Source organism: Zongyangia hominis, from assembly GCF_014385095.1.
GTDB classification, from domain to species: Bacteria; Bacillota; Clostridia; order Oscillospirales; family Ruminococcaceae; genus Zongyangia; species Zongyangia hominis.
In genome coordinates, this window is sequence record NZ_JACRTC010000008.1 from 1 (window position 1) to 24,849 (window position 24,849).

The 24,849-nt window shown below is 58.8% G+C and carries 14 protein-coding genes; 8 read left to right on the forward strand and 6 right to left on the reverse strand.

What is annotated here, in order from left to right; translation table 11 throughout:
• From H8709_RS10185 to H8709_RS10195, 3 genes are all read right to left on the reverse strand, one after another.
• The coding region (locus H8709_RS10185; protein WP_262398276.1) for a cadherin-like beta sandwich domain-containing protein at window positions 1–2,240 on the reverse strand (2,240 nt) is incomplete at its 3' end.
• Window positions 2,156–4,195 (reverse strand): cadherin-like beta sandwich domain-containing protein, encoded by a 2,040-nt coding sequence (locus tag H8709_RS10190; RefSeq protein ID WP_262398277.1) that lies wholly within the window; start codon window positions 4,193–4,195, stop codon window positions 2,156–2,158. The genes H8709_RS10190 and H8709_RS10185, both read right to left, overlap by 85 nt.
• A gap of 93 nt (window positions 4,196–4,288) precedes the next feature.
• Window positions 4,289–9,256, reverse strand: a complete 4,968-nt coding sequence (locus H8709_RS10195; RefSeq protein WP_262398278.1) for a cadherin-like beta sandwich domain-containing protein — start codon at window positions 9,254–9,256, stop codon at window positions 4,289–4,291.
• Between the two features lie 364 nt (window positions 9,257–9,620).
• Between H8709_RS10195 and H8709_RS10200 the strand changes: the two genes are divergently transcribed.
• The 5 genes from H8709_RS10200 to gatB all read left to right on the forward strand — a co-directional run bounded on the left by H8709_RS10200 (window position 9,621) and on the right by gatB (window position 15,834).
• Window positions 9,621–11,159 carry an FGGY-family carbohydrate kinase gene (locus H8709_RS10200; RefSeq protein ID WP_262398279.1) on the forward strand — a complete coding sequence of 513 codons (1,539 nt, stop codon included), beginning with the start codon at window positions 9,621–9,623 and terminating at the stop codon, window positions 11,157–11,159.
• A 27-nt stretch (window positions 11,160–11,186) separates the two neighbouring features.
• Window positions 11,187–12,230 carry a 2-hydroxyacid dehydrogenase gene (locus H8709_RS10205; protein WP_262398280.1) on the forward strand — a complete coding sequence of 348 codons (1,044 nt, stop codon included), beginning with the start codon at window positions 11,187–11,189 and terminating at the stop codon, window positions 12,228–12,230.
• A gap of 351 nt (window positions 12,231–12,581) precedes the next feature.
• The gene (gene gatC / locus H8709_RS10210; protein ID WP_262398281.1) at window positions 12,582–12,950 is read left to right on the forward strand and encodes an Asp-tRNA(Asn)/Glu-tRNA(Gln) amidotransferase subunit GatC; all 369 of its coding nucleotides are present in this window, start codon (window positions 12,582–12,584) and stop codon (window positions 12,948–12,950) included.
• A gap of 11 nt (window positions 12,951–12,961) precedes the next feature.
• Window positions 12,962–14,407, forward strand: coding sequence for an Asp-tRNA(Asn)/Glu-tRNA(Gln) amidotransferase subunit GatA (gatA, locus tag H8709_RS10215; RefSeq protein ID WP_262398282.1), 1,446 nt, complete (start codon window positions 12,962–12,964; stop codon window positions 14,405–14,407).
• On the forward strand, window positions 14,407–15,834 hold the full coding sequence (gene gatB, locus H8709_RS10220) for an Asp-tRNA(Asn)/Glu-tRNA(Gln) amidotransferase subunit GatB (RefSeq protein WP_262398283.1): 1,428 nt from the start codon (window positions 14,407–14,409) through the stop codon (window positions 15,832–15,834). Before gatA ends, gatB begins: the two co-directional genes overlap by 1 nt.
• 519 nt (window positions 15,835–16,353) lie before the next feature.
• On the opposite strand, the gene tig is transcribed toward gatB, so the two are convergent.
• Window positions 16,354–17,388, reverse strand: coding sequence for a trigger factor (tig, locus tag H8709_RS10225; protein WP_262398284.1), 1,035 nt, complete (start codon window positions 17,386–17,388; stop codon window positions 16,354–16,356).
• A gap of 330 nt (window positions 17,389–17,718) precedes the next feature.
• Between tig and H8709_RS10230 the strand changes: the two genes are divergently transcribed.
• Window positions 17,719–18,951 carry an immunoglobulin-like domain-containing protein gene (locus H8709_RS10230; protein ID WP_262398285.1) on the forward strand — a complete coding sequence of 411 codons (1,233 nt, stop codon included), beginning with the start codon at window positions 17,719–17,721 and terminating at the stop codon, window positions 18,949–18,951.
• Window positions 18,948–19,418, forward strand: coding sequence for a DUF4358 domain-containing protein (locus H8709_RS10235; RefSeq protein ID WP_262398286.1), 471 nt, complete (start codon window positions 18,948–18,950; stop codon window positions 19,416–19,418). Before H8709_RS10230 ends, H8709_RS10235 begins: the two co-directional genes overlap by 4 nt.
• Before the next feature lie 444 nt (window positions 19,419–19,862).
• On the opposite strand, the gene abc-f is transcribed toward H8709_RS10235, so the two are convergent.
• Window positions 19,863–21,329 (reverse strand): ribosomal protection-like ABC-F family protein, encoded by a 1,467-nt coding sequence (abc-f, locus tag H8709_RS10240; protein WP_262398287.1) that lies wholly within the window; start codon window positions 21,327–21,329, stop codon window positions 19,863–19,865.
• A 406-nt stretch (window positions 21,330–21,735) separates the two neighbouring features.
• Between abc-f and H8709_RS10245 the strand changes: the two genes are divergently transcribed.
• The gene (locus H8709_RS10245) at window positions 21,736–21,999 is read left to right on the forward strand and encodes a hypothetical protein (RefSeq protein WP_262398288.1); all 264 of its coding nucleotides are present in this window, start codon (window positions 21,736–21,738) and stop codon (window positions 21,997–21,999) included.
• A gap of 148 nt (window positions 22,000–22,147) precedes the next feature.
• Here H8709_RS10245 and H8709_RS10250 read toward each other — a convergent pair whose 3' ends face one another.
• Window positions 22,148–24,679 (reverse strand): AMP-binding protein, encoded by a 2,532-nt coding sequence (locus H8709_RS10250; protein WP_262398289.1) that lies wholly within the window; start codon window positions 24,677–24,679, stop codon window positions 22,148–22,150.
• Window positions 24,680–24,849: the final 170 nt, after the last annotated feature.

Genomic DNA, 24,849 nt, shown 5'->3' on the forward strand with positions numbered 1-24,849 from the left:
ACAGTGACTGCCATCTCGCCGGAGTAGAAGGGTTTGACCTGGATGGAGTCCACACTATTTGTGACAGAGGCGCTGTAGGCGTTGACATCCTTGTCGAAGCTGGGCTGTAGGACGCCCTGAGAGAGTTCCAGGCCGTCCAGGAAGGGTTTCTCGGTAACAGGAGGTTTTTTGTCCTCTCTGGTAACCTTGATGGTGTAGGTCTTCTCGCCCGCGACAACGGTGATGGTGTTCTCGCCGACGCTCAGGGAGATATCGGCGGAGTAAGCGCCGGAAGCCACTTCCGTGCCGTTCACGGTGACGGCTGTATCGCCGGTGTAGGTGGGCAGAACTTTGATGGAGCCCACAGAGTTCGCCACGGTTGCCGTGTACTCAGTCACATCGGCGGAGAAGTTGGGGGTGAGGAGGGCCGAGGACAGGGTCAGGTCGGTGAGAACCGTGGGAACCGGAGCAGGCTCCTCTCTGGTAACCTTGATAGTGTAAGTCTTCTCGCCCGCGACAACGGTGATGGTGTTCTCGCCGACGCTCAAGGCAATATCGGCGGAGTAAGCGCCGGAAGCGACCTCGACACCGTTCACGGTGACGGCCGCGTCGCCGGTGTAGGTGGGCAGGACCTTAATGGAGTTCACGGAGTTTGCCACAGTGGCGGTGTACTCTGTCACATCGACGGAGAAGTTGGGGGTGAGGAGGGCCGAGGACAGGGTCAGGTCGGTGAGAACCGTCGGAACCGGCTGGGGCGACGGCTCCTTCCAGGAGGAATCCATGGCGTAGATATTCAGGGAATCGACGGTCACATCGCCGCCCTTCACGTAAAACTCCATGCCGGCGCTGGTGGGATCGGGGAAGTAGACGGAGCTGACTGCTGCAATGCCGTCGTTTCCGAAAGCCTCGATGGCGGTGGAGTCCACCAAGATGCGCAGCTTCACCTTGCCGTTCTCGGGCCTTAGCTCCATGGAGCTAATACCAGTGTAAGCTAACCCAGATTTACTTTTGTCCAGAGTGAGTTGTCCATTGGCGGCGTCATATTTGACCACCGTTTCCTGCGTCCCTCCCTGGCGCAGCTTAAAGCCGAACTCGGTGACCCCGGAGCCGAGTGTAAAAGTGCCCTCGATGTCCATCATGACGCCCTGTTTGCCGTCCAGAATGTTGGCACCGTCCGGGGATACCGGCACATCGGTGTCGGAGTAGATCAGATCGCCCCGCAGGCTATTGAGCTCCTTGGCCGGGTAGCTATACATGCGGATGCCGTCTTCGGTGGTGCGCAGGGTGGTTTCCAGGGGAACGGTCATGGTGCCGTTCCACATCTTGGAACCATCCAGCGCGCCCGCCGTCTCTCTGAGCCAGCTCACCGACAGGATTCTGTCGTCGGGCGCAGCATAGAAGGTCTGGGTGGCGTAGACAGCGTGATCGCCTTGGTTTTGTAGCCCGCTGATGTCGGCATTATACTGATGGGAGTCGCCGTTATAGAGAAGCGGCTCGCTTTCTGCCACGAAGGAGAGCATACCATCGGGGCCTTTGACGATGTCACCGATGAGATAGAAGGAGCCCGCGGCGTTATAGACCCACTTTTTGTTGGCGGGATTTCCGTCCACCGCGACTTCATACATGTCCGGGCACTCCCAGCTGACGGCGGTGCCGTTTTTGAGCTTCAAGGAGCTGTTGTAAGTCCAGTTTTTGAGGTCGGGGGAGGTGTAGAGTTTGGTTTCGCCGGAAGTCAGGAGCACCCAGGTGCCGCCGTTTTCCATGCTGGCGTCATCATACCAGAAGACCTTCGGGTCGGCGCACCAGCCGTCGGAGAGGACCGGCTTGCCGCCCTGATATTTTGTCCAGGTGACGCCGCCGTCCTCGGTGTAGGCAAGTCCCGTCGCGCCACCGCTACGGACGATGGCATAGGCAAGGACCATCCTTGCCGCCTCAGGTACGGACTCGTCATAGAAGCCGCCGGTGTTCTTGTAATCGATGAAGCCGCTGCCTGACCACATGTTGCCATAATCATCGGGGGAGAGGGCCAGGGGCAGCTCGGTCCAGTGGACCAGGTCTTTGGATACCGCATGGCCCCAGTGCTTATCATCGGTGGGGTTCAGGCTGTAAGGATAGGCCTGGTAGAAGAAATGATACTCCCCGGTGGCGGCGTTATAAAGCATGCCGTTAGGGTCGTTCATAAAAGCGTATTGGGGGGTGAAGTGGAACTGGGGGCGATATCCCCCGTCATAGATGGTGGATACATCCGGGTCCTTGCGCACCCGGAGGGTAAGGTGCGGGAAATGTGGCCCACCGGGTCCTCGACCTTGATGGCGATGCTGGTGTAGCCGATGTCGTTTAAGGGGACGGAAACCGCTTTGCCGCTTTCGGCGCTTTGCTTATTCACCGACAGGGCAAAGGCGGCGTCTGCGGTGAGGGTGATGCCGACCGCGTCCGCGTCTTTGTCCGCCACGGCCAGGTATTCGCCCTTGCCCTCCGCATAGGGCTCGGAGAGGGCGGCCCCGCTGAGGGACATGTCGGTGATGCGGGGATTCTTAGCTTTATAGTAGTTGACGTTATTAAAGGTGACGTCCCCGCCGTTGGTCATCACGCCAAAAGTACCGCCCGCAAAGTCGGACTCCACATAGGTGCCGATGAGGGAGCCGTCCAAATAGTAGTTGAGGGTGCCGCCCTCCAGCACTTCCAGGCGCAGGTGGTAGTCCTTCTTTTCAATTTCCGCCTGGGTGAGGCCCCGCTGTTTGTTCCAGATTTCGGTGCCTCCCATATTTTTGAGCATTTTCGCCTGGGTGCCCCAGCGTTTGCCCACGTTGATGCAATACCATTCGTCGGTGGGACTGTCGGGATTCTTGACACCGAAGACCAGGCCACCGATGCCATTGGAATTTTCTAAATGCATATCCCCTTCAAAGACGAAGGTTTCGCTGCCGTCCACCGTATCGGTGAACATGGCGTAGGCGTCCCCGAGGCCGGTATTGTTACCCCGATAGCCCCGGGTGGTGAGGCTCCAATTGCCGCTAACACTGTGAATACCGTTTAAGTTGGTGGTAAAGCCCACCGGGTCATTGTTATAAAAGCGAAGATTTTCAAATTTGGCGGTGCAGTTGTAGGTGGTGAGCCCCACATAACCGGCCACATACTCGTCGTACTGGACTGAAATGAGGGGATCGGCGCTGCCGCCGAGATAGACCTTGATGTTCCCATCCGCGTCCACATTCAGTTTCAGGTGGAATTTGCCGTCCACAATGGCGCCGTCTGGGATGGGTTTGCGCACGTCCAGCGCCGCCTGGTTCCCCTCGTCAAAGAGACGCAGTTGGGAGTAGGTGGCCTTGATGCCGATCCAATCGGTGCCCAGGTTGGTTCGGTTGACGGTGGAGAACAAAAATCCCGCGTCGCCGCCTTCCAAGAAGGAAATGTCCGCCTCCATAGTGAAGGCATTTGCCTTGGTTTCACTGAGCACATGGTTATTGCCTTGATTGTTTGTAACAGTGACGGCTCCGGTGTAGGGGTCCACCGTAGGGGAGCCGGTCCAACCGGTCAGTGGTTCTTCATTTTCCTGGGGAGGGAGTTCCGTGTTTTCCCGCAGGATGATGTTTTCAAATTTTGCCTGGCAGAAGTAGCCGGTGAATCCCAGATAACCGCCGTGGTAGGCGTCATACTGGTAGGAGAGGACGGCCTGGCCGTTTACATAAGCGCTGATGACATTGTCCTCGGTGACGGCCAGCTTGAAGTGCACCTTATAGTTGCCGTTATCAAAGGTGCCGGAGGGGACACTGCCGTACTGATTGAGATTGTAGGACCCATTGTCCGAAAACAGGCGGACCTGGCTGGGCCCGATCTTGATGGCGTACCAATCCACGCCCAGATTGTTCCGGTCGGTGGCGCCAAAGAGGAAGCCCGCGTCCAAGCCGTCCTCAAAGGTGATATCCGCTTCCAAGATGAACGCGTCGGCGGTAACTTCCGAGACGGCGTGGTTGTTGCCCTCGGTTTTGTTGAGGGTCAAACTGCCGGCATCTTGGTCCACCGTGTAATCGCCGGTAAATGCTCCGGCGAGCATGTTGTCCGTGACGGCGTAGGGGAGCGGCGAGCCGGGATTTTGCCCATTCCCGTCGGGAACATTGATGGCGGCGGACGGCAGGCAGGAGAATACCATCGCCAAACAGACAATAAGGGCCAATATGCGTCGTCTGAGGCGCTGGGGAGTAACGTTTCTTCTCATGTTTTTACCTCCTGATAAATTTTTGATGATGAAAATGGGAGCGGAAATCGCAATCAAAAGGGGGAAGGCCAGTTCCGCTCCCATGCAGTCCGTTTATTTCTTCCGCTTTCTGGAGAGGAAGACCGCTGTTCCAGCAGCGCCCGCCATGAGCAGCAGCGCTATCGGCAGCGCCGACGCGTCGCCCGACTGCGGGTTCTCTTTCCCAGTGCCAGGCTTTGCCGTCCCCTCCGGCCACTTCCAGTCGGAGCTGTGTCCGCCCGGGATAGAGGGCTTCGTGGTGGTAGGCTTCGTCGTGTCCGCGGGTTTTGCACGGGTGACGACAATCGTATAGATGTTCTCTTTCTCTCCCATGACGAGCTTCACTTGGATGGTGTTCTCTCCTACGTCGAGAGCGATGGCCTCGGAGAAGACGCCGCTTTCCACAGCCTTGCCGTTCACAGTGACTGCCATCTCGCCGGAGTAGAAGGGTTTGACCTGGATGGAGTCGATGGCGTTACCGACAGAGGCGGTGTAGGCGTTGACGTCCTTGTTAAAGTTGGGCTGTAGGACGCCCTGAGAAAGCTCCAGACCATCCAGGAAGGGAGTCTCGGTGACAGGAGGTTCCTTGTCCTCTCTGGTAACTTTGATGGTGTAGGTCTTCTCGCCCGCGACGACGGTGATGGTGTTCTCGCCGACGCTCAGGGAGATATCGGTGGAGTAAGCGCCGGAAGCCACTTCTGTGCCGTTCACGGTGACGGCTGTATCGCCGGTGTAGGTGGGGAGAACCTTGATGGAGTCCACGGAGTTCGCCACAGTAGCGGTGTACTCGGCCACACCGGCGGAGAAGTTGGGGGTGAGGAGGGCCGAGGACAGGGTCAGGTCGGTGAGAACCGTGGGTACCGGAGCTGGCTTCTCGCGGGTGACCTTAATGGTGTAGGTCTTCTCGCCCGCGATGACGGTGATGGTGTTCTCGCCAATGCTCAGGGAGATACCGGTGGAGTATTCACCGGAAGCGACCTCGACGCCGTTCACGGTGACGGCTGTATCGCCGGTGTAGGTGGACATCACCTTGATGGAGTCCACAGAGTTAGCCACGGTTGCCGTGTACTCAGTCACATCGGCGGAGAAGTTGGGGGTGAGGAGGGCCGAGGACAGGGTCAGGTCGGTGAGGGTGGTGGGAACCGGCTGAGGCGACGGCTCCTTCCAAGCGGAAGTCATGGCATAGATGTGTAGAGAATCGACGGTCACATCGCCGCCCTTTACGTAAAACTCCATGCCGTCGCTGGAGGCGTCGGGGAAAAACAGGGTGCTGACGGCGGCCTCGCCGTCGTTGCCGAAGGCCTCGATGACCGAGGTGTCCACCAGGATACGCATTTTTACCTTGCCGTCGGCCATGGGCGTCATCGCCATGGGACAGATGCCGCTGGTGGCCTTGCCGCCCTTGCTCTTGTCGACGATGAGCTTTTGTTCGCTGACACTGTATTTGACCACGGTCTGCTGATCGCCGCCCTTGCGCAGGACAAAGCCGAATTCATCGGCGCCTGCTGGGGTCAGCACCGCTTCGATATCGTAATAGATGCCCTTGACGCCGTCGAGCAGATTGGGGCTGTCCGGGGTCACGGCGGTGTCCTCAGTCTCATAGAGGACGTCCGAGCGCAGGGTATTGACCTCTGCCACAGGGTAGCTGATCAGCGACATCTGGCCGTTTACTGTTTTAAGCTCGGTGCGCAGCGGCAGGGTCTGGGCCCCGTTCCAGCACTTTTCCGCGCCCAGGGCGGCGGCGCTACCGTCGACCAGCCAGCTCATGGAGAGGCGGCGTCCCAAAGCGTCGTTATAATAGGTGGTGGTGGCGTAGTTTTGTCCCGTCACGGTGGCGCTGGCCCCCCGGGAGTCGCCGTTATAAATGAGTTCATCCGTCAGGGCCCGGTAGTGGAGCTTGCCGAACCCGTCCTTGGTCAGGTCGCCCACCACGTAGAACACGCCGCCGGCATTGATGACCCATTTAACGTTGCCCTCGTCCCCATCCAGCGGGAGGGGATAGAGGTCGGGACATTCAGTTTCCATGGTTTGGCCGTCCTTGTCCAGCGTCTCGCTGTTAAAGGTCCAGTGGAGCAGGTCGGTGGAGGTATAGAGCTTGCAGGTGCTCCCCTGTCCGCCGGTGATGGCCAGCCATATGCCGCCGTTTTCCATTGTATCGTCGGCGTACCACAGCACCTTGGGGTCAAAACAGCCCGGCGTCACGGCGGGGGTGTCCACCTTTTGGAGGGTGTAGCCGCCGTCGGTGGAATAGGCCACCCGCAGGCCGTTATAGAAGTAGACAAACCGGGATTCCGGCGGGACGGAGGCGTCGAAAAGGCCGGAAGAATTCTTGGTGTCCACCACGCCGCCGCCCGAGCAAATGTTGCCCGAGAGGACGATGCCGTAGTCGGTCCAGTGAAGGAGGTCCTTGGACACGGCGTGGCCCCAGTGCGGCGTCCCCCAGTTGAGGGACTCGGGGTTATACTGGTAATAGAGGTGGTATTCCCCGGTGGCCGCGTTATAGACCATGCCGTTGGGGTCGTTCATCCACATGGTCTGGGGGGTGAAGTGGAACTGGGGACGGTAATCCCCGGTATAGATGGTCTCCTCGTCCACCGCCCGGAGGACGCTGAGTTCTACGTTGAGGCTCAGCTTGGTCTGCGGGTCGCTGACGGTGACCTTGACGACGTTCTTGCCCACCCGCAGCGGAATTTCGGCGGACTCGACGCCGCTTTGCGCCGCAGCACCGTTGATTTGCAGGGCAAAACGATCCTTGACCGAGGCCTTGACCCGCACGGAATCGACGGAATTTTCCACGTCGGCGGTGTAGGCGGTGGCCGTGGGCGCAAAGTCTTCATTGAGCGTGGCGCCCGCAACTTCCAAAGAGATGAGCTGGGGGACGTCCTCGGCCAGATAGTAGTAGAGCTCGTCGAAGGTGACGTCGCCGTGATAGGTCATGACGCCGATGGTCCCGCCGTTAAAATCGGGGTCGCTTTGGGTGCCGATGAGGACCCCGTCCAGATAGTAGCTGAAGGTGCCGTCGATGCACTCGATGCGCAGATGGTAGTCCTTGGCGGCGATCTGGGCGGAAGTGAGGCTCCCATTGATGCTCCAGACATCCTTGCCGTTATTTTTAAAGAGCCTGGTGGAGTTCCCGCCGAATTTGTCCACATTGGCGCAGGTCCATGTCTCATAGGGGTTCTGGGGGTTCGGGGCGATGATGATACCGCCGCCGCCCTTCTCGTTTTCGATGTGCATATTGCCTTCCAGGATGAAGGACTTGCCTGCCGGGGTGACCACATCGGAGAAGGAGAAGACATTGCCGGCCTCGGCGTTGTTCCCCCGGTACCCCTTGTTGGTCAGGGCCCATTTGTCGTTCTCCACAAAGCCGGTCAGGTTGGTGTTGAAGACCGGCTCTTCACTTTCCACGTAGGTGATGTTTTGGAAAGTGGCGGCGCCGTTATAGGAGCAAAGCCCCAGATAACCGCCCGCGTAATCGTCGTAGGTGGTTTCCACCACCGGATCGGCCGCGTCGCCCACATACACGCGGATGATGTTCCCCGGGCTGACGGTGAGTTTGAGATGGATCGGCTTGTCCCGGGTGCCGGGCTCTAAGACGGCGTCCTTGTTGAGCTTATCCAGGCCCGGGACGTTAAAGACCCGAGCCTTGCCGTTGGCGTGGTAGTTGTTGATTTGCAGCGCGCACCAGTCGGCGCCGGGATTGCCCCGGTTGGGGACGCCGAAGAGGAAGCCGGCGGCCTCGCAGCCAGGATCCAGGGTCATGTCGGCCTCCATGGTGAAATATTTGGCAGAAGTGGAGGACATGACGAAGTTGTTGCCGCCGGTGTTTTTCATGCTCACCGGGTCGGCCCCCTCGCCGCCCTCGAAGCTGCCGCCGCTCCACCCGGTGAGGGCATTGCTGGGAACGGAGGGGTCGGAGTAGGAAATGGTGATATTTTGGAAGGTGGTGTCGGAATTAAAGGTCATGAGCGCCACCGTGCCGCCGGAGAAGGCGTCCCCAGCGTAGCTGTCCACCAAAGCGCCGTTTAAGAGGTAGTGGAAGACGCCGTCGGTGTACTCGATACGCAGGCGGTAGTCCTTGGCGGCGGTTTCCTCCGCCGTGAGCCCCCGGCCGATGCTCCAAAAGTCCCCGCCCGGCCAGTGGTTTTTAAACAGGCGGCTGGTGTTGCCCCACATCTTGTCGATGTTGGCGCAGTACCAGGTCTCGTTGGGGTCGGCTGGGTTGGGCACAATGGCGATGCCTGCCCCGCCGCCGCCTTCGGGTACCTCGATATGGAGGTTCCCTTCCAGGACAAAGTTTTTGCCGGTGGGGATGACTTCGGAGGAATAGGCGTAGTTATTGCCCAGGGTGGAATTGTTGGCCCGGTAACCGGCGTCGGTCATCGACCAGTCCCCGGAGGAGGCGTTCCAGCCCGACACATTGGAGACAAAGCCCACATGGGAAGCTTCTTCCACGGTGACGTTCTCGAACACGACGTCGCCCTTCCAGGAACAAAGCCCCAGATAGCCGCCCTCATAATCAGGGTAGCTGGCCGTGAGCGCGGGCTCGTCCGACTCGCCCAGATAGACTTTTAAATTCCCGGACGCGTCCATGGTGAGTTTTACATGGAGCTTATTTTGCCGCAGGGAGGCGTCGATGGGCGCCGCCTTGTCGAGCTTGTCCAGGTTCGGGACGTGGAAGACCCGGGCCGTGGCGGCGTGCAGGTGTAAAGCGCCCCAGGAGGAGCCGGGGTTATCCTTGTTCTTGACGGCGAAGAGGAAGCCCGCCGCGTCACATTGGGCGCCGACGGTCATGTCCGCTTCCATGGTAAAGGCGGTGACAGTTTTGTCGGAGACGACGAAGTTATTGTCTCCCGTGCTTTGCAGGGTCACTTTGCCGTCGTCGCCGGCGGTAAAGCTCTGGTGGGGGCTGGTCCAGCCGCTCAAGGGGAGGACGTCCGCCGCCGCTGCGGTGACGCCCGTGAGCAGGGATAGGATGAGGGATAGGGCGAGAAAACAGCTGCATAAGCGCCTTCTCAGCCGGTGATGGTAGGTTGATGACATCTTTTCCACTCCTTCTTCTTCTCGTTACGGCCAAGCTCCTCGGCCGCTCTTCTCCTGGCTGTCCGTCCGGCAAAAGACAGGTCCAGCACATAAAATAATTATAGTGGATTTATATATCATATGCTATAATATTAAACATATAAATTATATTTCGTAGGAATTGACAAGTGAATATGGGTCTATTGCCATTTCATGGGAGATGTGGCAATACCCATGGGCCAAGCGTACAGACAGCTGTCAAAGTGGTATGGACAAGTGGAGCGCCTTTGGCAAAAAGGGTCTTGTGGCTGGGATTTTCCTGTGCTACAATAAGGATATAAAAGTATGATACATTTACTACATAGTCGGGCGAGGAGGGTTGCAATTGAAACAAACGGAAGGCTATGTGCTGTGTCTGGACAAGGGCAGCACCAACATCAAGGCGGTGGCCTTTGACCTGGGCGGCAGGCAGCAAAAGGTGTCCAGCGAGCGCTGCCGCCAGTGGTCCACCCCGGCCATGGGCTGGATCGAGCAGGACATGGAGGAGATTTGGGGAGCGTCCTGCCGGGCCATTTCCGGCATTTTCGACGAGCGGATACGCCCGGACAACATCCTGGGGGTGGGCGTCACGGGGCAGGGCTCCAGCATTTTCCCTATCGACGCTTCGGGCAACCCGGTGCGCCCCGGCATCCTCTCCTCGGACGGCCGGGGCGCCGCCATCATGGACCGGTGGCAGGAAAGCGGCCAATTTGAGCGGGGCTGTGCCCTCTCCCATTTCCGCTTCTCCACGGGGAGCGCCATCACCCTGACCCGCTGGCTTAAGGAGCGGGAGCCGGAAAACTATGAAAAGATGGCGGCCGTCCTCTTTTCCAAGGACTGGATTCGCTACCGGCTCACCGGCGATATCTCCACCGACCCCACCGACGCCTGCGGCGGCCCCTGGCTCGACCTGGACACCTTTACCTATTCCAAGGACTTTTTGGACGTGTTCGATATGGGGGACCTGCTCCCCAAGCTGCCGCCCCTGCGGGCCTCCCACGCCATCGCGGGGCAGGTGACCGGGGAGGCCGCCCGGGTGACGGGTCTCAAAGCGGGGACGCCGGTCATTACCGGCATCCACGACATGGCCTCCTTCCCGCTGGGCGTGGGACGGCTGGGGGAAGACGAGATGGTGACGGCTCTGGGGACCTTCGGCTTCTCCGTCATGCACGGACGCCGGGGCGGGAGGGGCCCGGAGTCCCTCAACTACGCCTCCCCGGTGCCGGGGGAACTCTGGCGGGCCGAGGGGGACTGCAACACCGGGAGCTGTCTCGACCACATGGTGGCAGAACTTTGCCGGATGGAGCGGGAGGAGGCGGAGAAGCTGGGGATATCGGTGTTTCAGTACATCGACGAGAGGCTGGATTTAGAGCGGGTGAGCAGCCTCATTTTCCACCCCTTTTTGCTGGGGAGCCTCTCCGACGCCAAGGCCTGCGGCGGCTTTTACGGCCTGCGCAGCTGGCACGGCCGGGCGGATATGATCAAGGCCGTCTATGAGGGCATTGTGTTTTCCAATTATTCCAATATGCTGCGCATGGAGCGCTTCGACCGGGTGAAAAGATTGTGGCTCGTGGGCGGCGGCGCGAGAAGCGACCCCTATGGCCAGATTTTTGCCGACGTCACCGGCCTTCCGGTCCGGGTGCCGGAGGGCGGGGAGGTGACGGCCCGGGGCGTGGCGCTGGGCCTTCTGACCGCCCTTGGCGTCTGCGGGAGCTTTGACGCGGCCATGGACCTGCCGGTGGCCGTCCGCCGGGAGTTTGTCCCCGACCCCGGGCGGCATGCCCAGTACCAGAAAAAATTCGCCCTTTATGCCCGTTTGGAGCGGGAGATGAAGCCCCTTTGGCGGGAGTTTTACCGCCTGAGCGAGGAGCTCAGCGCCAATTGATAAGATATATACAAAGGAGACGAAACAATGGATCAGAAAAAGATTGTCATCATCTGCGACTGCTTTGTCAATTTCCAGGCGACGGCGCCTTTCCTTTCCATGGCCCAATACGGAGCCCAGGTGGCGCAGGTGGACGACCCCACCATGCAGACCACCGACACCCTCTTTACCATCATGAAAAAAACGGAGGAGGAGGGGGCCGACGCCTGTGAGGCATCCCCCCAGGCCATGGAGGCGGTGAAGGACGCCGACATCCTGGTGGTTCACATGTGCCCGGTCAACCGGAAGCTACTCGACAACGCGCCGAAACTCAAAAACGTCTTTGTGCTGCGGGGCGGCTGCAACAACGTGGACCTGGCTTTATGCAAGGAGCGGGGCATCGTAGTCACCAATTCCAACGGCAGAAGCTCCCCGGCGGTGGCCGACTACACCGTGGGCATGATTCTCAGCGCCGGGCGCAACATCGCCTTCGGCCACCACAACATCAAGGAGGGCCGTTGGGTCAAGGACTACCCCAACAAGGACTACTGTCTCAACCTGCGGGACCAGACGGTGGGCATTGTGGGCATCGGTTCCATCGGCGGGATGGTGGCCGAGCGTCTCCGCGGCTTCGGATGCCGGATTTTGGCCTATGACCCCTTCTTCGGCCCCGAGGAGGTGGCCAAACGGGGGGCGGAACCCAGGGAGCTTGACGACCTCTTGCGGGAGTCTGACTTTGTCACTGTCCATCTGCGCCACTCGGAGAAGACCGACGGCTTCTTCGGCGCAGAGCAGTTTGCGCTGATGAAACTCACCGCCGTCTTCATCAACACCGCCCGGCCGGGGCTTGTGGACGAAGAAGCCCTGATTGCAGCCCTCAAGGACGGGAAGATCGGCGGCGCGGCGCTCGATGTCTTTGGCACCGAGCCCTTACCGGCGGACAGCCCCTTCCTGGACCTCGACAACGTGGTGCTCACCCCCCACATCGCCGGACAGTCCAACGGCACCAGCAGCTTTGCGGTGGAAATCGCCGTACAGAATGTCAAACGCCTCTTGACAGGGGAAAGCCTCATCAATATCATGAACCCGTGACGAAAAGGGGGCCGCTGAAGGAATCAGCGGCCCCCTTTTTTCGGACAGTGGGGGTAAGCGGTGCAAAAACGGGGCCCAAGTTCCTCGACGGGGGCCTCGACCGGGCGCGGAGGCCTCGATCGGGTGCGGGGGCGTCGACCGGGTGCGGAGGTCTCGACCGGGCACGGAGGCCTCGACCGGGTGCGGAGGTCTCGACCGGGCACGGAGGCTTCGATCGGGCACGAGGGCCTCGACCGGATGCGGGGCCTCGAACTCCGGCGTCCCGGCCGCGTTTGCGCCTCCCCCGCATTCATGTTAGAATAGAAAGCGTTAGATCCACCCCGTCGGGGGAAAAGAACAGGGGGAATTGCGATGATGGAAAGGGATGGCGAGACTTTTGCGGAGGACCGGGCGGAACGGGCCGCGTACGCCACGGACCGGGCGGAGGCCGAGCGGAAGACGCGGGACATCGACGTGGACCATGTGGCGAATCTCTCCAAACTCCGGCTCACTCCCCGGGAGAAGGAGGAGATGAAGCGGGAGCTTTCTGCCATCATTGCCTTTGCGGACGAACTCTCCGCCATCGACACCGAGGGGGTGGAGCCCACCGCCCACGTGCTGCCCCTGCAAAACGTGTGGCGGGAAGACGAGGTACGCCCCGGCATCGAGCGGGAGACCCTATTAGAAAACGCGCCGGCGGTACGGGATGGCTGCATCCTGGTGCCCAAGGTGATGGAGTGAGGGGGAGCCAAATGAACATCACGGAAATGCCGGTGTGGGAGCTCTCCCGTGCCCTGCAAGGTAAGGAGCTCTCCGCAGTGGAGGCGGCGAGCGCCTATCTCGATGAAATTAGCGCCAAGGAAAAGGATATCGGCGCTTATCTGACGGTGACGGAGGAAGGGGCCCTGTCGACCGCCGCCCAGGTGGACAAAAAGCGGACCCAGGGCGAAAAGTTGCCGCCGCTCGCCGGGGTGCCGATGGGAATCAAAGACAACATCTGCGTCAGGGGCGTGCGAACCACCTGCGCCTCCAGGATGCTCGAAAACTTCGTCCCGCCCTATGACGCCCATGTGGTGGAGCGTCTGGCAGAGCATGACTATGTTTTGCTAGGAAAGACGAACCTGGACGAGTTTGCCATGGGTTCCTCCACCGAGAACAGCTTTTTCCAGCCCACCCACAACCCCCGGGACCTTTCCCGGGTGCCGGGGGGCAGCTCGGGCGGCAGCGCCGCCGCGGTGGCGGCGGGGGAAGCGGCCTATGCCCTGGGTTCGGATACCGGCGGCTCCATCCGCCAGCCCGCCGCCTTTTGCGGCGTGGTGGGGATGAAGCCCACCTACGGCGCCGTGTCCCGGTACGGCCTGGTGGCCTTTGCCTCCTCCTTTGACCAGATTGGGCCCCTGACCCGGGACGTGCGGGACAACGCTCTCGTCCTCTCGGCTATCGCGGGGTATGACCGCCGGGACTCCACCAGCGTGGACCGGGCCGGCGGAGACTTCCTATCCGGCATCGAGGCGGGGGTGCAGGGCAAAAAGATCGCCCTGCCCCGGGAGTACTTCGGGGAGGGCATCGACCCCCAGGTGGCCTTAGCCATCGAGGGAGCGGCCCGGCGCTTTGCGGGGCTGGGAGCCCAGGTGGAGGAAGTCTCCATGGAGAGCCTCCCCCACGCCCTGCCCGCCTATTACATCCTTTCGAGCGCCGAGGCTTCCTCCAACCTGGCCCGGTTCGATGGGGTCAAATACGGCTTCCGAGCCAAGGGCTGCCGGGGGGTGGAGGAACTCTATCTCCGCTCCCGCAGCGAGGGCTTTGGCAGGGAGGTCAAGCGGCGGATCATGCTGGGTTCCTTTGTGCTCAGCGCCGGGTACTACGACGCCTACTATAAGAAGGCCCAACAGGTGCGCACCCTCATTGTGGAGGACTTTAAACGGGTGTTCCGAGGCTATGATTTCATCCTCGGCCCGGTGGCGCCCACCACCGCCTACCGCATGGGAGAGAAGACCCGGGACCCCCTCTCCATGTATTTGGGGGACGTCTACACCGTGCCGGTCAACATCGCCGGGCTCCCGGCCCTCTCCCTGCCCTGTGGCGCGAATGAGGACGGCCTTCCCATCGGGATGCAGCTCATCGGACCGGCGTTTTCGGAAGGAATGCTCTATCAGGCGGGCTACGCCTTTGAAACTTCGGCAAAGGGGGATGCGTGATGAGCGGCAGCTACGAAATGGTCGTCGGCCTGGAAGTCCATGTGGAGCTCAGTACCAAGACCAAGATATTCTGCGGCTGTTCCACGGCCTTCGGTGCTGCGCCCAACACCCAGTGCTGTCCGGTGTGCATGGGCATGCCCGGCGCCCTACCGGTCCTCAATGAGCGGGTGGTGGAATACGCGGTGAAGGCGGGCCTTGCCACCCACTGCGCCATCGCACGGTTTTCCAAGCAGGATCGGAAAAACTACTTTTACCCCGATCTGCCCAAGGCCTATCAGATTTCCCAGTACGACCTGCCCCTATGCGAGCACGGCTGGCTGGATGTGCAGGTGAAAGCGGGGGAAAAGCGCATCGGCATCACCCGCATCCACATCGAGGAGGACGCGGGCAAGCTCATCCACACCGAGGACGGGGGAACCCTGTGCGACTATAACCGTTGCGGCGTCCCCCTCATCGAGATCGTGACCGAGCCCGACATCCGCTCGGCGGAGGAGGCGGTGGCTTTTGTGCGGAAGCTGCGCTCCATTTTGCGCTATGCCGGTATTTCCGACTGCAAGATGCAGGAGGGCTCCCTGCGGTGCGACGTCAACCTCTCGGTGCGAAAGCGGGGGGAGCAGACGATGGGCACCCGCACCGAGATGAAGAACCTCAACTCCTTCCAGTTTATCGCCAAGGCCATCACATATGAGTTTAAACGCCAGGTGGAGGCCGTCGAGTCCGGGGAAGCCATCGTCCAGGAGACGCGAAGATTCGACGAAAAGAGCGGCAAGACCTTCTCCATGCGCAAAAAGGAGGACGCCGACGACTACCGCTATTTTCCCGATCCGGACCTCGCGCCCATTGTCCTGAGCGACACCCTGCTTACCCGGTTGGAGCGTGAAATTCCCGTGCTGCCCGACGAGCGCAAGGCCCTGTATCGGGAGCGATACGGCCTCACGGACGCCGACGGGGAGGCGCTGGTAAGCGAGCGGGAGATCGCCGACTACTTCGAGGCGGCGGCCGCCTTCACCCGTGCGCCGGGGATCCTGGCGAACCTCATAACGTCGGAAGTGTTCCGCCTGCTTGCCCCGGGTGAGACTTGCATTCCCGTCGCCCCCGCCCATCTCGGCCAGATTGCCGACATGCTGGAGGAGGGGAAGATCAATTCCGGCACCGGCAAGAAGCTCATCGGCGCGCTGTGGCGGGAGGACCAGGACCCGGCGGCGCTGGCGGAGCGGGAGGGCCTGTGGCAGCTGAGCGACGAGAGTCTCCTGCGTCCCATCGCCCGGCAGGTGATAGGGGATAACGAGAAGTCGGCGGCCGATTACAGGCGTGGCAAGACCCAAGCCATCCAAACCCTCATCGGCCAGTGCATGCGTCAGACCAAGGGAAAGGGCAACCCTGTGCTGCTACGGAAGCTTTTGGAAGAACTGCTGCGCCAGGAATAAGAAGATGGAAAGAACCCCACCCCGTCCGCAGTGAGCGGATGGGGTGGGGTTCTTCTGGGTGAGGCGGTATGAAGAGGGAGGGGCGCGCCGGACGATAACAGATAGAGCCATAGCAGCCAGAGCCGCCCCCGCTCATCGGGCACAACCTACCCAGGCAGAGCCATAGCAGCTGGAGCCGCCCCCCGTTTTCCCGGCGGATCGCTGCTTGGCGAGCACCGTTTCGCGCCTTCGGCGAAGTGGCGCCGGACGCATCGCCGGCAGCCGGTTCTTCCCCAGGCCCTCCGTCTCTCAAGCGCAAAAGTAGCCTTGCCGCAAAATACTTGCGACAATTATCCCTTGCACCGATGGCAGAAAGCCAGCGCTGTGCGGTAATTCTTTTCCTGCGCGTAAATTTCCCGTCTTTTGCGGTGGACAGGCGCATATGTTAAAAGAGGACGGGCTTTTCTTTGCGGGAAGGGCCCGAGGCCCCCACGCAAAAATCCCCCGAAACCCAAGGCTTCGGGGGATGGGAAACAGGATTTAAGCGGCGACTTCCACGGCGTTGTCGGAGACAAACTCCATGACCTTGTCGGAAAGCATGTTTTTGCGCACTTCCTCTTCGCCGCCGTAATACTCGATAAACTTCTCTTCGCTTTCAAAGCCGAACTGTTCGCTATATTTGGCGCACAGCTCTTTGTATTCGTCGTCGCCGATGGTGATCTTTTCTTTTTCAGCAATGGCGTTGATGATCAGCTCCAGCCCCACATTCTGCTCGGCTGTTTTTTTGGCTTCCTCCTGGAACTCGGCCTCGGTCATCCCCATGTTCTGCTGCAAGAAATCGGCCAGAGATAGCTCCACCGAAGCGGCATAGTTGGTGTAGTAGTCGGTCATCTCTTTGATATAATCGTCTAAAGCGCCGTCGGGGTACTTGAGGATCTCGCACTTTTCAAAAAGGGTCTGGCGCAAGCTGGTGATTTTGTCTGATTCCACAGACTGCTTTTTCTGCTCTTCCAGGGAGGTGCGCAGAGCGTTTTTATAGTCGTCTACCGTCTTGTACTGATCGCCTAAAGTTTGGACAAAGGCGTCGTTAAATTCCGGGGTGACGGACTTTTTGATGCCGTTTACTTTGACGTTGAAAACGACGGCCTTGCCCGCCATATCGGGATTGTTTTTGTACGGGTCAGGGAAGGTGAGGTTGAGGGCCTTGGTCTCTCCGATGTTGGCGCCGATGAGGCCCGTTTCAAAGCCCTCGATGAAGGAGTTGGACCCGATGGTCAGATCTTGGCCCTCGGCACTGCCGCCCTCAAACGCTTCGCCGTCAAGTAGGCCTTCGTAATCGATGTTGACGATATCGCCGTCCTGGACCGGGCGGTCGGTGACCTCTTCGGTGGTGGCCTTATCCTGGAGCAGGCGCTGGATCTGTGTGTCCAACTCCGCGTCGGTCACCTCGTAGGACGCCACCTTGACCTCCAGGCCCTTATAATCGCCCAATTTGACATATTCATCTTTTTTCGCGCAGCCGCCGGCCACGATAGCCAGGCAGAGCAGCGCGGCACAAATCGCTCTTTTTTTCACAGTTCTTTCCCTTTCTTCTTTTCTCTAAAATTAGAATGATATGTGTTTATTTATAGCATAAATTTCGATAAAAATAAAGATTTCTTCCTAAAAATTCATGGAACCAACACATAATACTTTGCCGTGACCTTCCGTGCGGTAGACTTTTTCTCCCACAGGCTCCCAGTTTATTGGGGGGAAGGGGTAAAGATGAAAGTATTCGTGAATTGTTCAAAAATATCCATGGCAATATGACGACAAATATATTATAATATGGAAGTGATTTTAGATGGATGGTACAAGCGAGCGGATGACCCCAATCGGCCAGCTCCAATTTTGGAGGGGAGTAAGATGACAGAGATTCATCTCAAAAGCAAAGGTTCCTTATTGGCGCTCATCTGCGGGCTGCTTTTGATCTGTGGGACCGGCGTCTTTTTTTCCTACCACTTCCATCTCAACGGCAATCAAGAAATGACCATCGCCGTGGGGGAGCCCTACCGGGAAAAGGGGGCCTCCGCCCGCCTGTTGGGGATGTCCTTTGACGAGAGCATCCATAAGGAGGGCGCGGTGGACGACCAGGTGCCCGGCACCTACCGTTTGACCTACCGGCTGTGGATCCACACCCTCACCCGGACGGTGCATGTCAAAGATATTACGGTGCCAGCGCTTTCCTTAAGGGGGGAGGAGAGCATGGCCATCGAGGTGGGCGGCGCCTTTCAGGATCCGGGCGCCACGGCCACCGACAACTGCGACGGCGATTTGACGGACAAGGTGCGCTGCACGGGCGAGGTGGATACGTCCGCTCCCGGGGATTACACCTTGGAGTATGAGGTCACCGATGCCGCCGGCAACACGGCTACCGCCGAGCGGCGGGTCAAGGTGACGCCGGTATCCCCGCTGACCATGGATCTGTCCCATTTTTCCCTTGTCCCCTATTATTCCGACGTCGTCCTGCCCGAAGGCAATGACGCGGGGGAACCATATATGAAAGAAACGATCCTTTTGGGCGACAGCATCACCATCAACGCGGGAGTCCACAAAGCCGTCCCCTTCTCGAACATCTGGGGGGTGGAGGCGGTGGATCAAAAGAGCATTCTGACCACGCCTGTCAACACCTGGATGGACGGCCATCACCAAAAGGTGGATTTGCTGGAAGCTATGAAGCGGTGGCGCCCGAAACGGATCATCATCACCCTGGGGGCCAACTGCGCGGGACTGCGGGGGGAAGAGCAGATCGCCCAGGAATATGGGGAACTCATCGACGCGCTGCAGGAAGCGAGCCCAGACACCCAGCTCATCGTGTCCTCCCTCTACCCAGTGGACGGCCGTTATGACCGCAAGGCGGGAGGGTTGAGCAATGATAAATGCAATAAGATCAACTTTTACTTAGCGCAGATGTGCCGGAATAAGGGAATTTACCTCTTGGATGTGGCCGCCGCCCTGAAGGATGCAAATGGCCAGGGAAAGCCGGGATACTTCTATGAGAAGGACGGCATCCATCCCCGAAAAGAAACTTATCCCGTGATTATCACCTATATTCGCACCCACCCCAAATTGGACGATGCAGGAGGAAATGAAGGATGAAAAAATGGTTGCTGGGGCTCACAGCCCTGCTGTGCTGTCTGCTGCTTGCCGGGTGCGGCGGCGGGGAGGACACTTCGGGACAGCCGGACCTCGGCGAGGTCCGCACCAATGTGGCGGCCCTCACCTATGAGGGGGAGGCGCTATTCCCCGGCCTCCAGGAGCCGGGGGAGAAGGAGCTCCAGGACCTCTACGGCATCGACGCGTCCCTCTTTTCCGAATATGTCATCGGCGTGTCCGACCAGGGGGTCTATCTGGTGGTGGTCCCCAAGGAGGGGGAGGAAAACGCGGTGAAAAACGCCATTGCCAGCGCTATGAGCGACTTGGGGGAGCAAAACGCCCTCTATAACCCGGAACAAACGGCCCTCTTAGAAAACCGGATGGAGACCATCCGGGGCAGCGCCCTCATCTATATTGCCTCCCGGGACAACGCCGCGGTCCTCGACGCCATCGACAGCGCGGGCCAGTAAGCCTGCGAGGAAAGCATCGGCGGAGAAATACCGTGAGAATCAGCGGAAGAAATACCGCGAGAGTCCACGGGGAAAGCCAGCGAGAGCCGCAAAGAAAGCCTGCGAGAATCAGCGGGAAATACCGTGTGCGCTCCGCGCGCCAATATAAAGAAAAAGCCCTTGGCCTTTATTGGCTAAGGGCTTTTTTGACGAACCAGTGGGTGCGTTGGGCGGCGGTCTGGGAGGATCTGGCGGTATTGGATGTGGCTGCCGGTGAGCGTGAAGCGGCGCTGCTTTCCGCTGCCGGGAGGCGGCCATATCCGGCTTCGACAGGGAGATACCATCGCGCCTAGGGAAATTTGTTGATCCAATCTCCGCGCCGCTGGAACCAGCGGGCTTTGTTCTCGCCGATGGCGCTTTCAAGTTGTATCGGCGGTGCATTTGGCCTTGCGGCTCGTCAGTGCTTTAGAGCTCCACCACCTTGGTGGCCACCCGGGTCTCAAAGGCGCTGTCGTGTTCGACAAAGACCATGGTGGGCTCGCTATCTAAAATGAGCTCCTCGATCTGGATGCGGGAGAGGACGTCCACGAAATTGAGCGGCTCGTCCCAAAGGTAGAGGTGGGCCTTTTGGCAGAGGCTGCCGGCGAGGAGGACCTTTTTCTTTTGTCCGGCACTAAAGTTTTCCATATTTCCCAGGAACTGCTCTCTGGAAAAGTCCAGCTTGCGCAGGATCGCCTTGCAGAGGCTTTCGTCAATCTCCCGCTCCTGGCAGAAATCCCGCAGACTGCCCCGAAGAAAGGCGGTGTCCTGGGGGATATAGGAAATGATCAGGCCGTTTGCCAGTTGGATGCGCCCTGTGTGATCGATCATTTCCCCCAGCAGAAGTTTTAAGACGGAAGACTTCCCCGCCCCATTTTTGCCGTGAAGGGCAATCCGGTCGCCCCGCTCCACGGTGAAATTCAGCTGTTCCACCACCGCCCGGCCGTCGTAGAAGAGGGACAGATCGGAGGCCTCGACTAGCACCGGCTTTGGAAAGGGCAAATTTTGCAGCTTGAGGCTTTCGGCGGTGTCCACGTTGCGCATGAGCCCGCTGCGCTCCTCGATGGCCGCCTCCTGTCGCCGGGCGATGACCTTGGAGCGCTTCATCATCTTGGCTGATTTGTGGCCCACATAGCCCCGGTCCGCCACGCCGGCGCCGTATTTGGACGCCTCCACCTGATCCGACCAGCCACAGGTTCGCCTTGCGGCGGCGGAAAGGCGGCGGATGTCCTTTTGTAAGCGCTGGTTTTCCAGTGTCTCAAACTGATCCTGACGGCGTTTATTTTCCTGCCAGGTGGAAAAGTTCCCCCGCTGCACCTCAATATTGCACCGGTTGATGGAAAGAATGTGATCGATGCAGCTGTCGAGAAAGTCCCGGTCGTGGGAGACCAAGATGAAGCTCTCCTTTCCCCGCAGATACCGTCCCACCACCTGGCGGGCGTGCTGGTCCAGATGGTTGGTGGGCTCGTCGATGAGCAGGAAATGGTTTTCCCGCAAAAAGAGTGCCGCCAGCAATATTTTGGTCCGCTCTCCCTGGCTCAGGGTAGAGAAGGGCCGGTAGAGGACCTCGTCGTCCAGTTCCAACAGGGAAAGTTCCCGGCTCAGTTGCCAGGGCGCCATGTCCGGGGCCAGCTCCCCGGCAATTTCCTGGGTGGTGCGGTCCGGTTGCTGTACCCCAAAGGGGAAATAGTCAAAGTCGACGCTGTGGGAGATGGTCCCGGTATAGGGATATTCCCCCATCAGCAGCCGCAGGAAGGTGGTCTTTCCCCGCCCGTTGCGCCCGGTGAGGCCCAACTTCCAACGGGTGTCGATCTGAAAGCTGACATCCTCGAAGATATTGTCCAAGCTGCCGTCATAACCGAAAGTGAGATGGGATACTTGAATGAGCGACATGGGTATCGCCTCCTAAAAACAGAATAAGCCGCAAGAAAGCAGTGCTTCTTGCGACTTATCGGCTCCATAACGTATCCGGCGGGCTTGGTAGGAGCCCTTCGGATCATCAAGCGGAGAAAGGAAAAGCAGCATACGCTTTCTTGCAGATGGGCGCAAAAATATAGGCAATCAAGATTGCCAATAATGCGCCAAAAAATTCTAGCAAGAAAAAGTATACACGCTTTCAACTCCCTTCTGTTCGCTTTCATTATAGTGAAAAAAATACAAAATGTCAATTTTGACTGAAAAATTACTGAAAATGAACCGTTTTTTCCTTTTGGACTTTTTACCAATGATTGACAGTTATTAACAAATATAGTAATATATAGTAAACAACAAATGAATTTTTCACAAAGGAAGTAGTGCTATGCGAAGGTATGAGATTGTAGAAGAATCAGTGGTTAGTCCAGGAATAGGAAGTTACACGGCGCTTGATGTCGTCGTGGAGCAAGGGGATGAGCAATATCGTTTTTGTAATCTGAATTTGGCCAAACCCAAACTAGCAAAACTTGTGGACCTTTGTAACCGGCTGGATCTGTCGCCCATCCACTTTGACGAAGTTTTGGAGGACTTTATCAAGTTGGATTTGGAAGATCTGAAACCGGAAATTATTATATCCAAAGAATTGTGAAATTCTTGTCGAAAAAAGACAGGTAACCAGCGATTTTTTGAAGAAAATTCAAACAATAAAAGTACCTGCAGAGTGGTAGACTGCAGGTGCTTTTTTGCAATAAAAATGGAATGATTTGGTGAAAATATAGAATAATTGTGACAAAATCTTATGCCGTTTCGATGGCGTTGGCGGCTTGCAAACCCAGCTTTTCAACGGCCTGCTCCCGCATCTTGTATTTGAGGATTTTGCCGGCGGCGTTCATGGGGAAGGCGTCGACAAAGTCCACATAGGCGGGGGTTTTGTGCTTGGCCATGTGGGAGGCCACATATTCCTTGAGCTCCTCTTCGGTTAAGGTTTCGCCCTTTTTGAGGATGACGCAGGCCATGATGGCTTCGCCGTACTGCTTATCGGGCACGCCGATGACCTGGACGTCGTTGACCTTGGGATGGGTATAGATAAAGTCTTCGATCTCCTTGGGGTAGATGTTCTCGCCGCCCCGGATGATCATGTCCTTGATGCGGCCGGTGATCTTGTAGTAGCCGTTTTCATCCCGGCGGGCTAAGTCGCCGGTGTGGAGCCAACCGTTTTCGTCGATGGCCGCCGCGGTGGCCTGGGGCATCTTGTAGTAGCCCTTCATGATGTTGTAGCCGCGCGCCACAAACTCGCCGTCCACGTTGTCGGGCAGGTCTTCCCCGGTCTCCGGGTCCACGATCTTGCATTCCACGCCGTACATGGCCCCGCCCACCGTGTTGACGCGGGCCTCGATGGAGTCGGTGGTCTTGCTCATGGTGCAGCCCGGGGAGGCCTCGGTCTGGCCGTAGGTGATGCAGATTTCATCCATGTGCATCTTTTCGATGACGTCCTCCATCACCTTGATGGGACAGGGGCTGCCGGCCATGATGCCGGTGCGCATATGGCTGAAATCGGTGGAGGGGAAGTCCTTGTGGCCCAGCATGGCGATAAACATGGTGGGAACGCCGTGGAAACAGGTGATCTTCTCTTGGTTAATGCACTGAAGCCCCTTGCTGGGGGAGAAGGCGGGGATGGGGGACATGGTAACGCCGTGGGTCATGGAAGCGGTCATGGCCAGCACCATGCCGAAGCAGTGGAACATGGGCACCTGGATCATCATCCGGTCGGCGGTGGACAGGTCCATGCAGTCGCCGATGGCCTTGCCGTTGTTGACCACGTTATAGTGGGTGAGCATGACGCCCTTGGGGAAGCCGGTGGTGCCGGAGGTGTACTGCATGTTGCACACGTCGTGCTTATTGATGGCCGCGGCCCGGCGGTAGACCGCCTCCACCGGCACATGGTCGGCAAGCTCCAGCGCCTCGTCCCAGGTGTAGCAGCCCGGCTGCTTGGAATCGACGGTGACGATATTGTGCAAAAAGGGCAGGCGGCGGATATGTAACGGACGGCCCTTCTGGGCGGTTTCCAGCTCCGGGCACAGCTCCTTGATGATGCCCACGTAGTCGGAATCCTTGTAGCCGTCGATCATGACCAGGGTGTGGGTGTCCGACTGGCGCAGCAGGTATTCCGCCTCGTGGATTTTGTAGGCGGTGTTGACGGTGACGAGGACCGCGCCGATCTTGGTGGTGGCCCAGAAGGTGATGTACCACTGGGGCACGTTGGTGGCCCAGATGGCCACATGGTCGCCGGACTTGACGCCCATGGCGATGAGGGCCCGGGCGAACTGGTCCACGTCGTCCCGAAACTCAGCGTAGGTGCGGGTGTAATCCATGGTGGTGTAGCGAAAAGCGTACTGATCGGGGAATTCCTCCACCATCCGGTCCAGGACCTGGGGGAAGGTCAGGTCGATCAGGTGCTCCTTGGGCCAGACATATTGACCGGTGCCACGGTTATTGTCATAGAGGCGCCGGGACTCCACCGGGGAAGCCATATACTGGCTCATGAAGTTGGCGAAGTGGGGGAAGACGATGCCCGCGTCGCTGAGATCCGGCGCGTAGCGCTTGAGCCACTCCAAGGAGATATAGCCCTCGTAGTTAATCGAGCGCAGGGCCAGCATGATGTCGTCGATGGGCAGGTCGCCCTCGCCCATCATTCGGTAGCAGACCTTGCCGTCGACGAGGACCGAGTCCTTGATGTGGGTATATTTGATGTAGGCGCCCAGGTTCTGCACCGTCTGTTCCGGGGTCTCGCCGCCGAAGCGGTAGGGGTGGTGCATGTCCCACAGCGCGCCGATATTGTCGCTGTCGATTTGATCCAAAAGATCGCGCAGGCGGGCGGTGTCGGTATAGACGCCGTTGGTCTCCACCAAGAGCGTCACGTTTTTCTCTTCCGCGTAAGGGATCAGCCGCCGCAGGGAGGAGAGGATGAAATTGTCGTCCACCTCGCCGTGAATATCGGCGTGGCGGTCGGCCAGGATGCGGATATAAGGGGTGCCCAGTTTGGAGGCCAGATCAATGTAGGAAATTAGCTCCTCATAGGTTTCCTCCGCCTTGTCGGCGTAACGTAGGCTGCATCCGGAAGACAAACAGCAGATTTCCAGCCGCATTTTTTTCAGCTGGGCCACCGTCTTGGGTAGCTGATCTTCGCGGAAGGGTTTGGCGTTGACGGCAAAGATGTCGTCGCCGAGGCCGCGCATTTCAATTCCCTGGAAGCCGAAGTCTTTTGCCATGGAATAGATGTCTGACCAGTCAAAGTCGGGACAGCCCAATGTTGAAAAAGCTAATTTCACGACATATTCCTCCTTGCATTTTTTCTGCCGTTCTCTGCGCGGACGTACGGTCCGGGCCCGGCAGCATGCTTTATTTAAAAATAGATAGAATAAGCGTAGCAGTTTTTTTTCGCGCTGTCAAGAAAACCCGATAAGAATCCCATCAAGAAAAGGAAAGCGGCCCGGCGGTT

Excerpts from the sequence above, each read along its gene's own strand:
- H8709_RS10190 (WP_262398277.1), bottom strand. The coding sequence starts at position 4,195 with ATGAGAAGAAACGTTACTCCCCAGCGCCTCAGACGACGCATATTGGCC.
- H8709_RS10195 (WP_262398278.1), bottom strand. The coding sequence starts at position 9,256 with ATGTCATCAACCTACCATCACCGGCTGAGAAGGCGCTTATGCAGCTGT.
- H8709_RS10205 (WP_262398280.1), top strand. The coding sequence starts at position 11,187 with ATGGATCAGAAAAAGATTGTCATCATCTGCGACTGCTTTGTCAATTTC.
- gatC (WP_262398281.1), top strand. The coding sequence starts at position 12,582 with ATGATGGAAAGGGATGGCGAGACTTTTGCGGAGGACCGGGCGGAACGG.
- gatA (WP_262398282.1), top strand. The coding sequence starts at position 12,962 with ATGAACATCACGGAAATGCCGGTGTGGGAGCTCTCCCGTGCCCTGCAA.
- gatB (WP_262398283.1), top strand. The coding sequence starts at position 14,407 with ATGAGCGGCAGCTACGAAATGGTCGTCGGCCTGGAAGTCCATGTGGAG.
- H8709_RS10230 (WP_262398285.1), top strand. The coding sequence starts at position 17,719 with ATGACAGAGATTCATCTCAAAAGCAAAGGTTCCTTATTGGCGCTCATC.
- H8709_RS10235 (WP_262398286.1), top strand. The coding sequence starts at position 18,948 with ATGAAAAAATGGTTGCTGGGGCTCACAGCCCTGCTGTGCTGTCTGCTG.
- abc-f (WP_262398287.1), bottom strand. The coding sequence starts at position 21,329 with ATGTCGCTCATTCAAGTATCCCATCTCACTTTCGGTTATGACGGCAGC.
- H8709_RS10245 (WP_262398288.1), top strand. The coding sequence starts at position 21,736 with ATGCGAAGGTATGAGATTGTAGAAGAATCAGTGGTTAGTCCAGGAATA.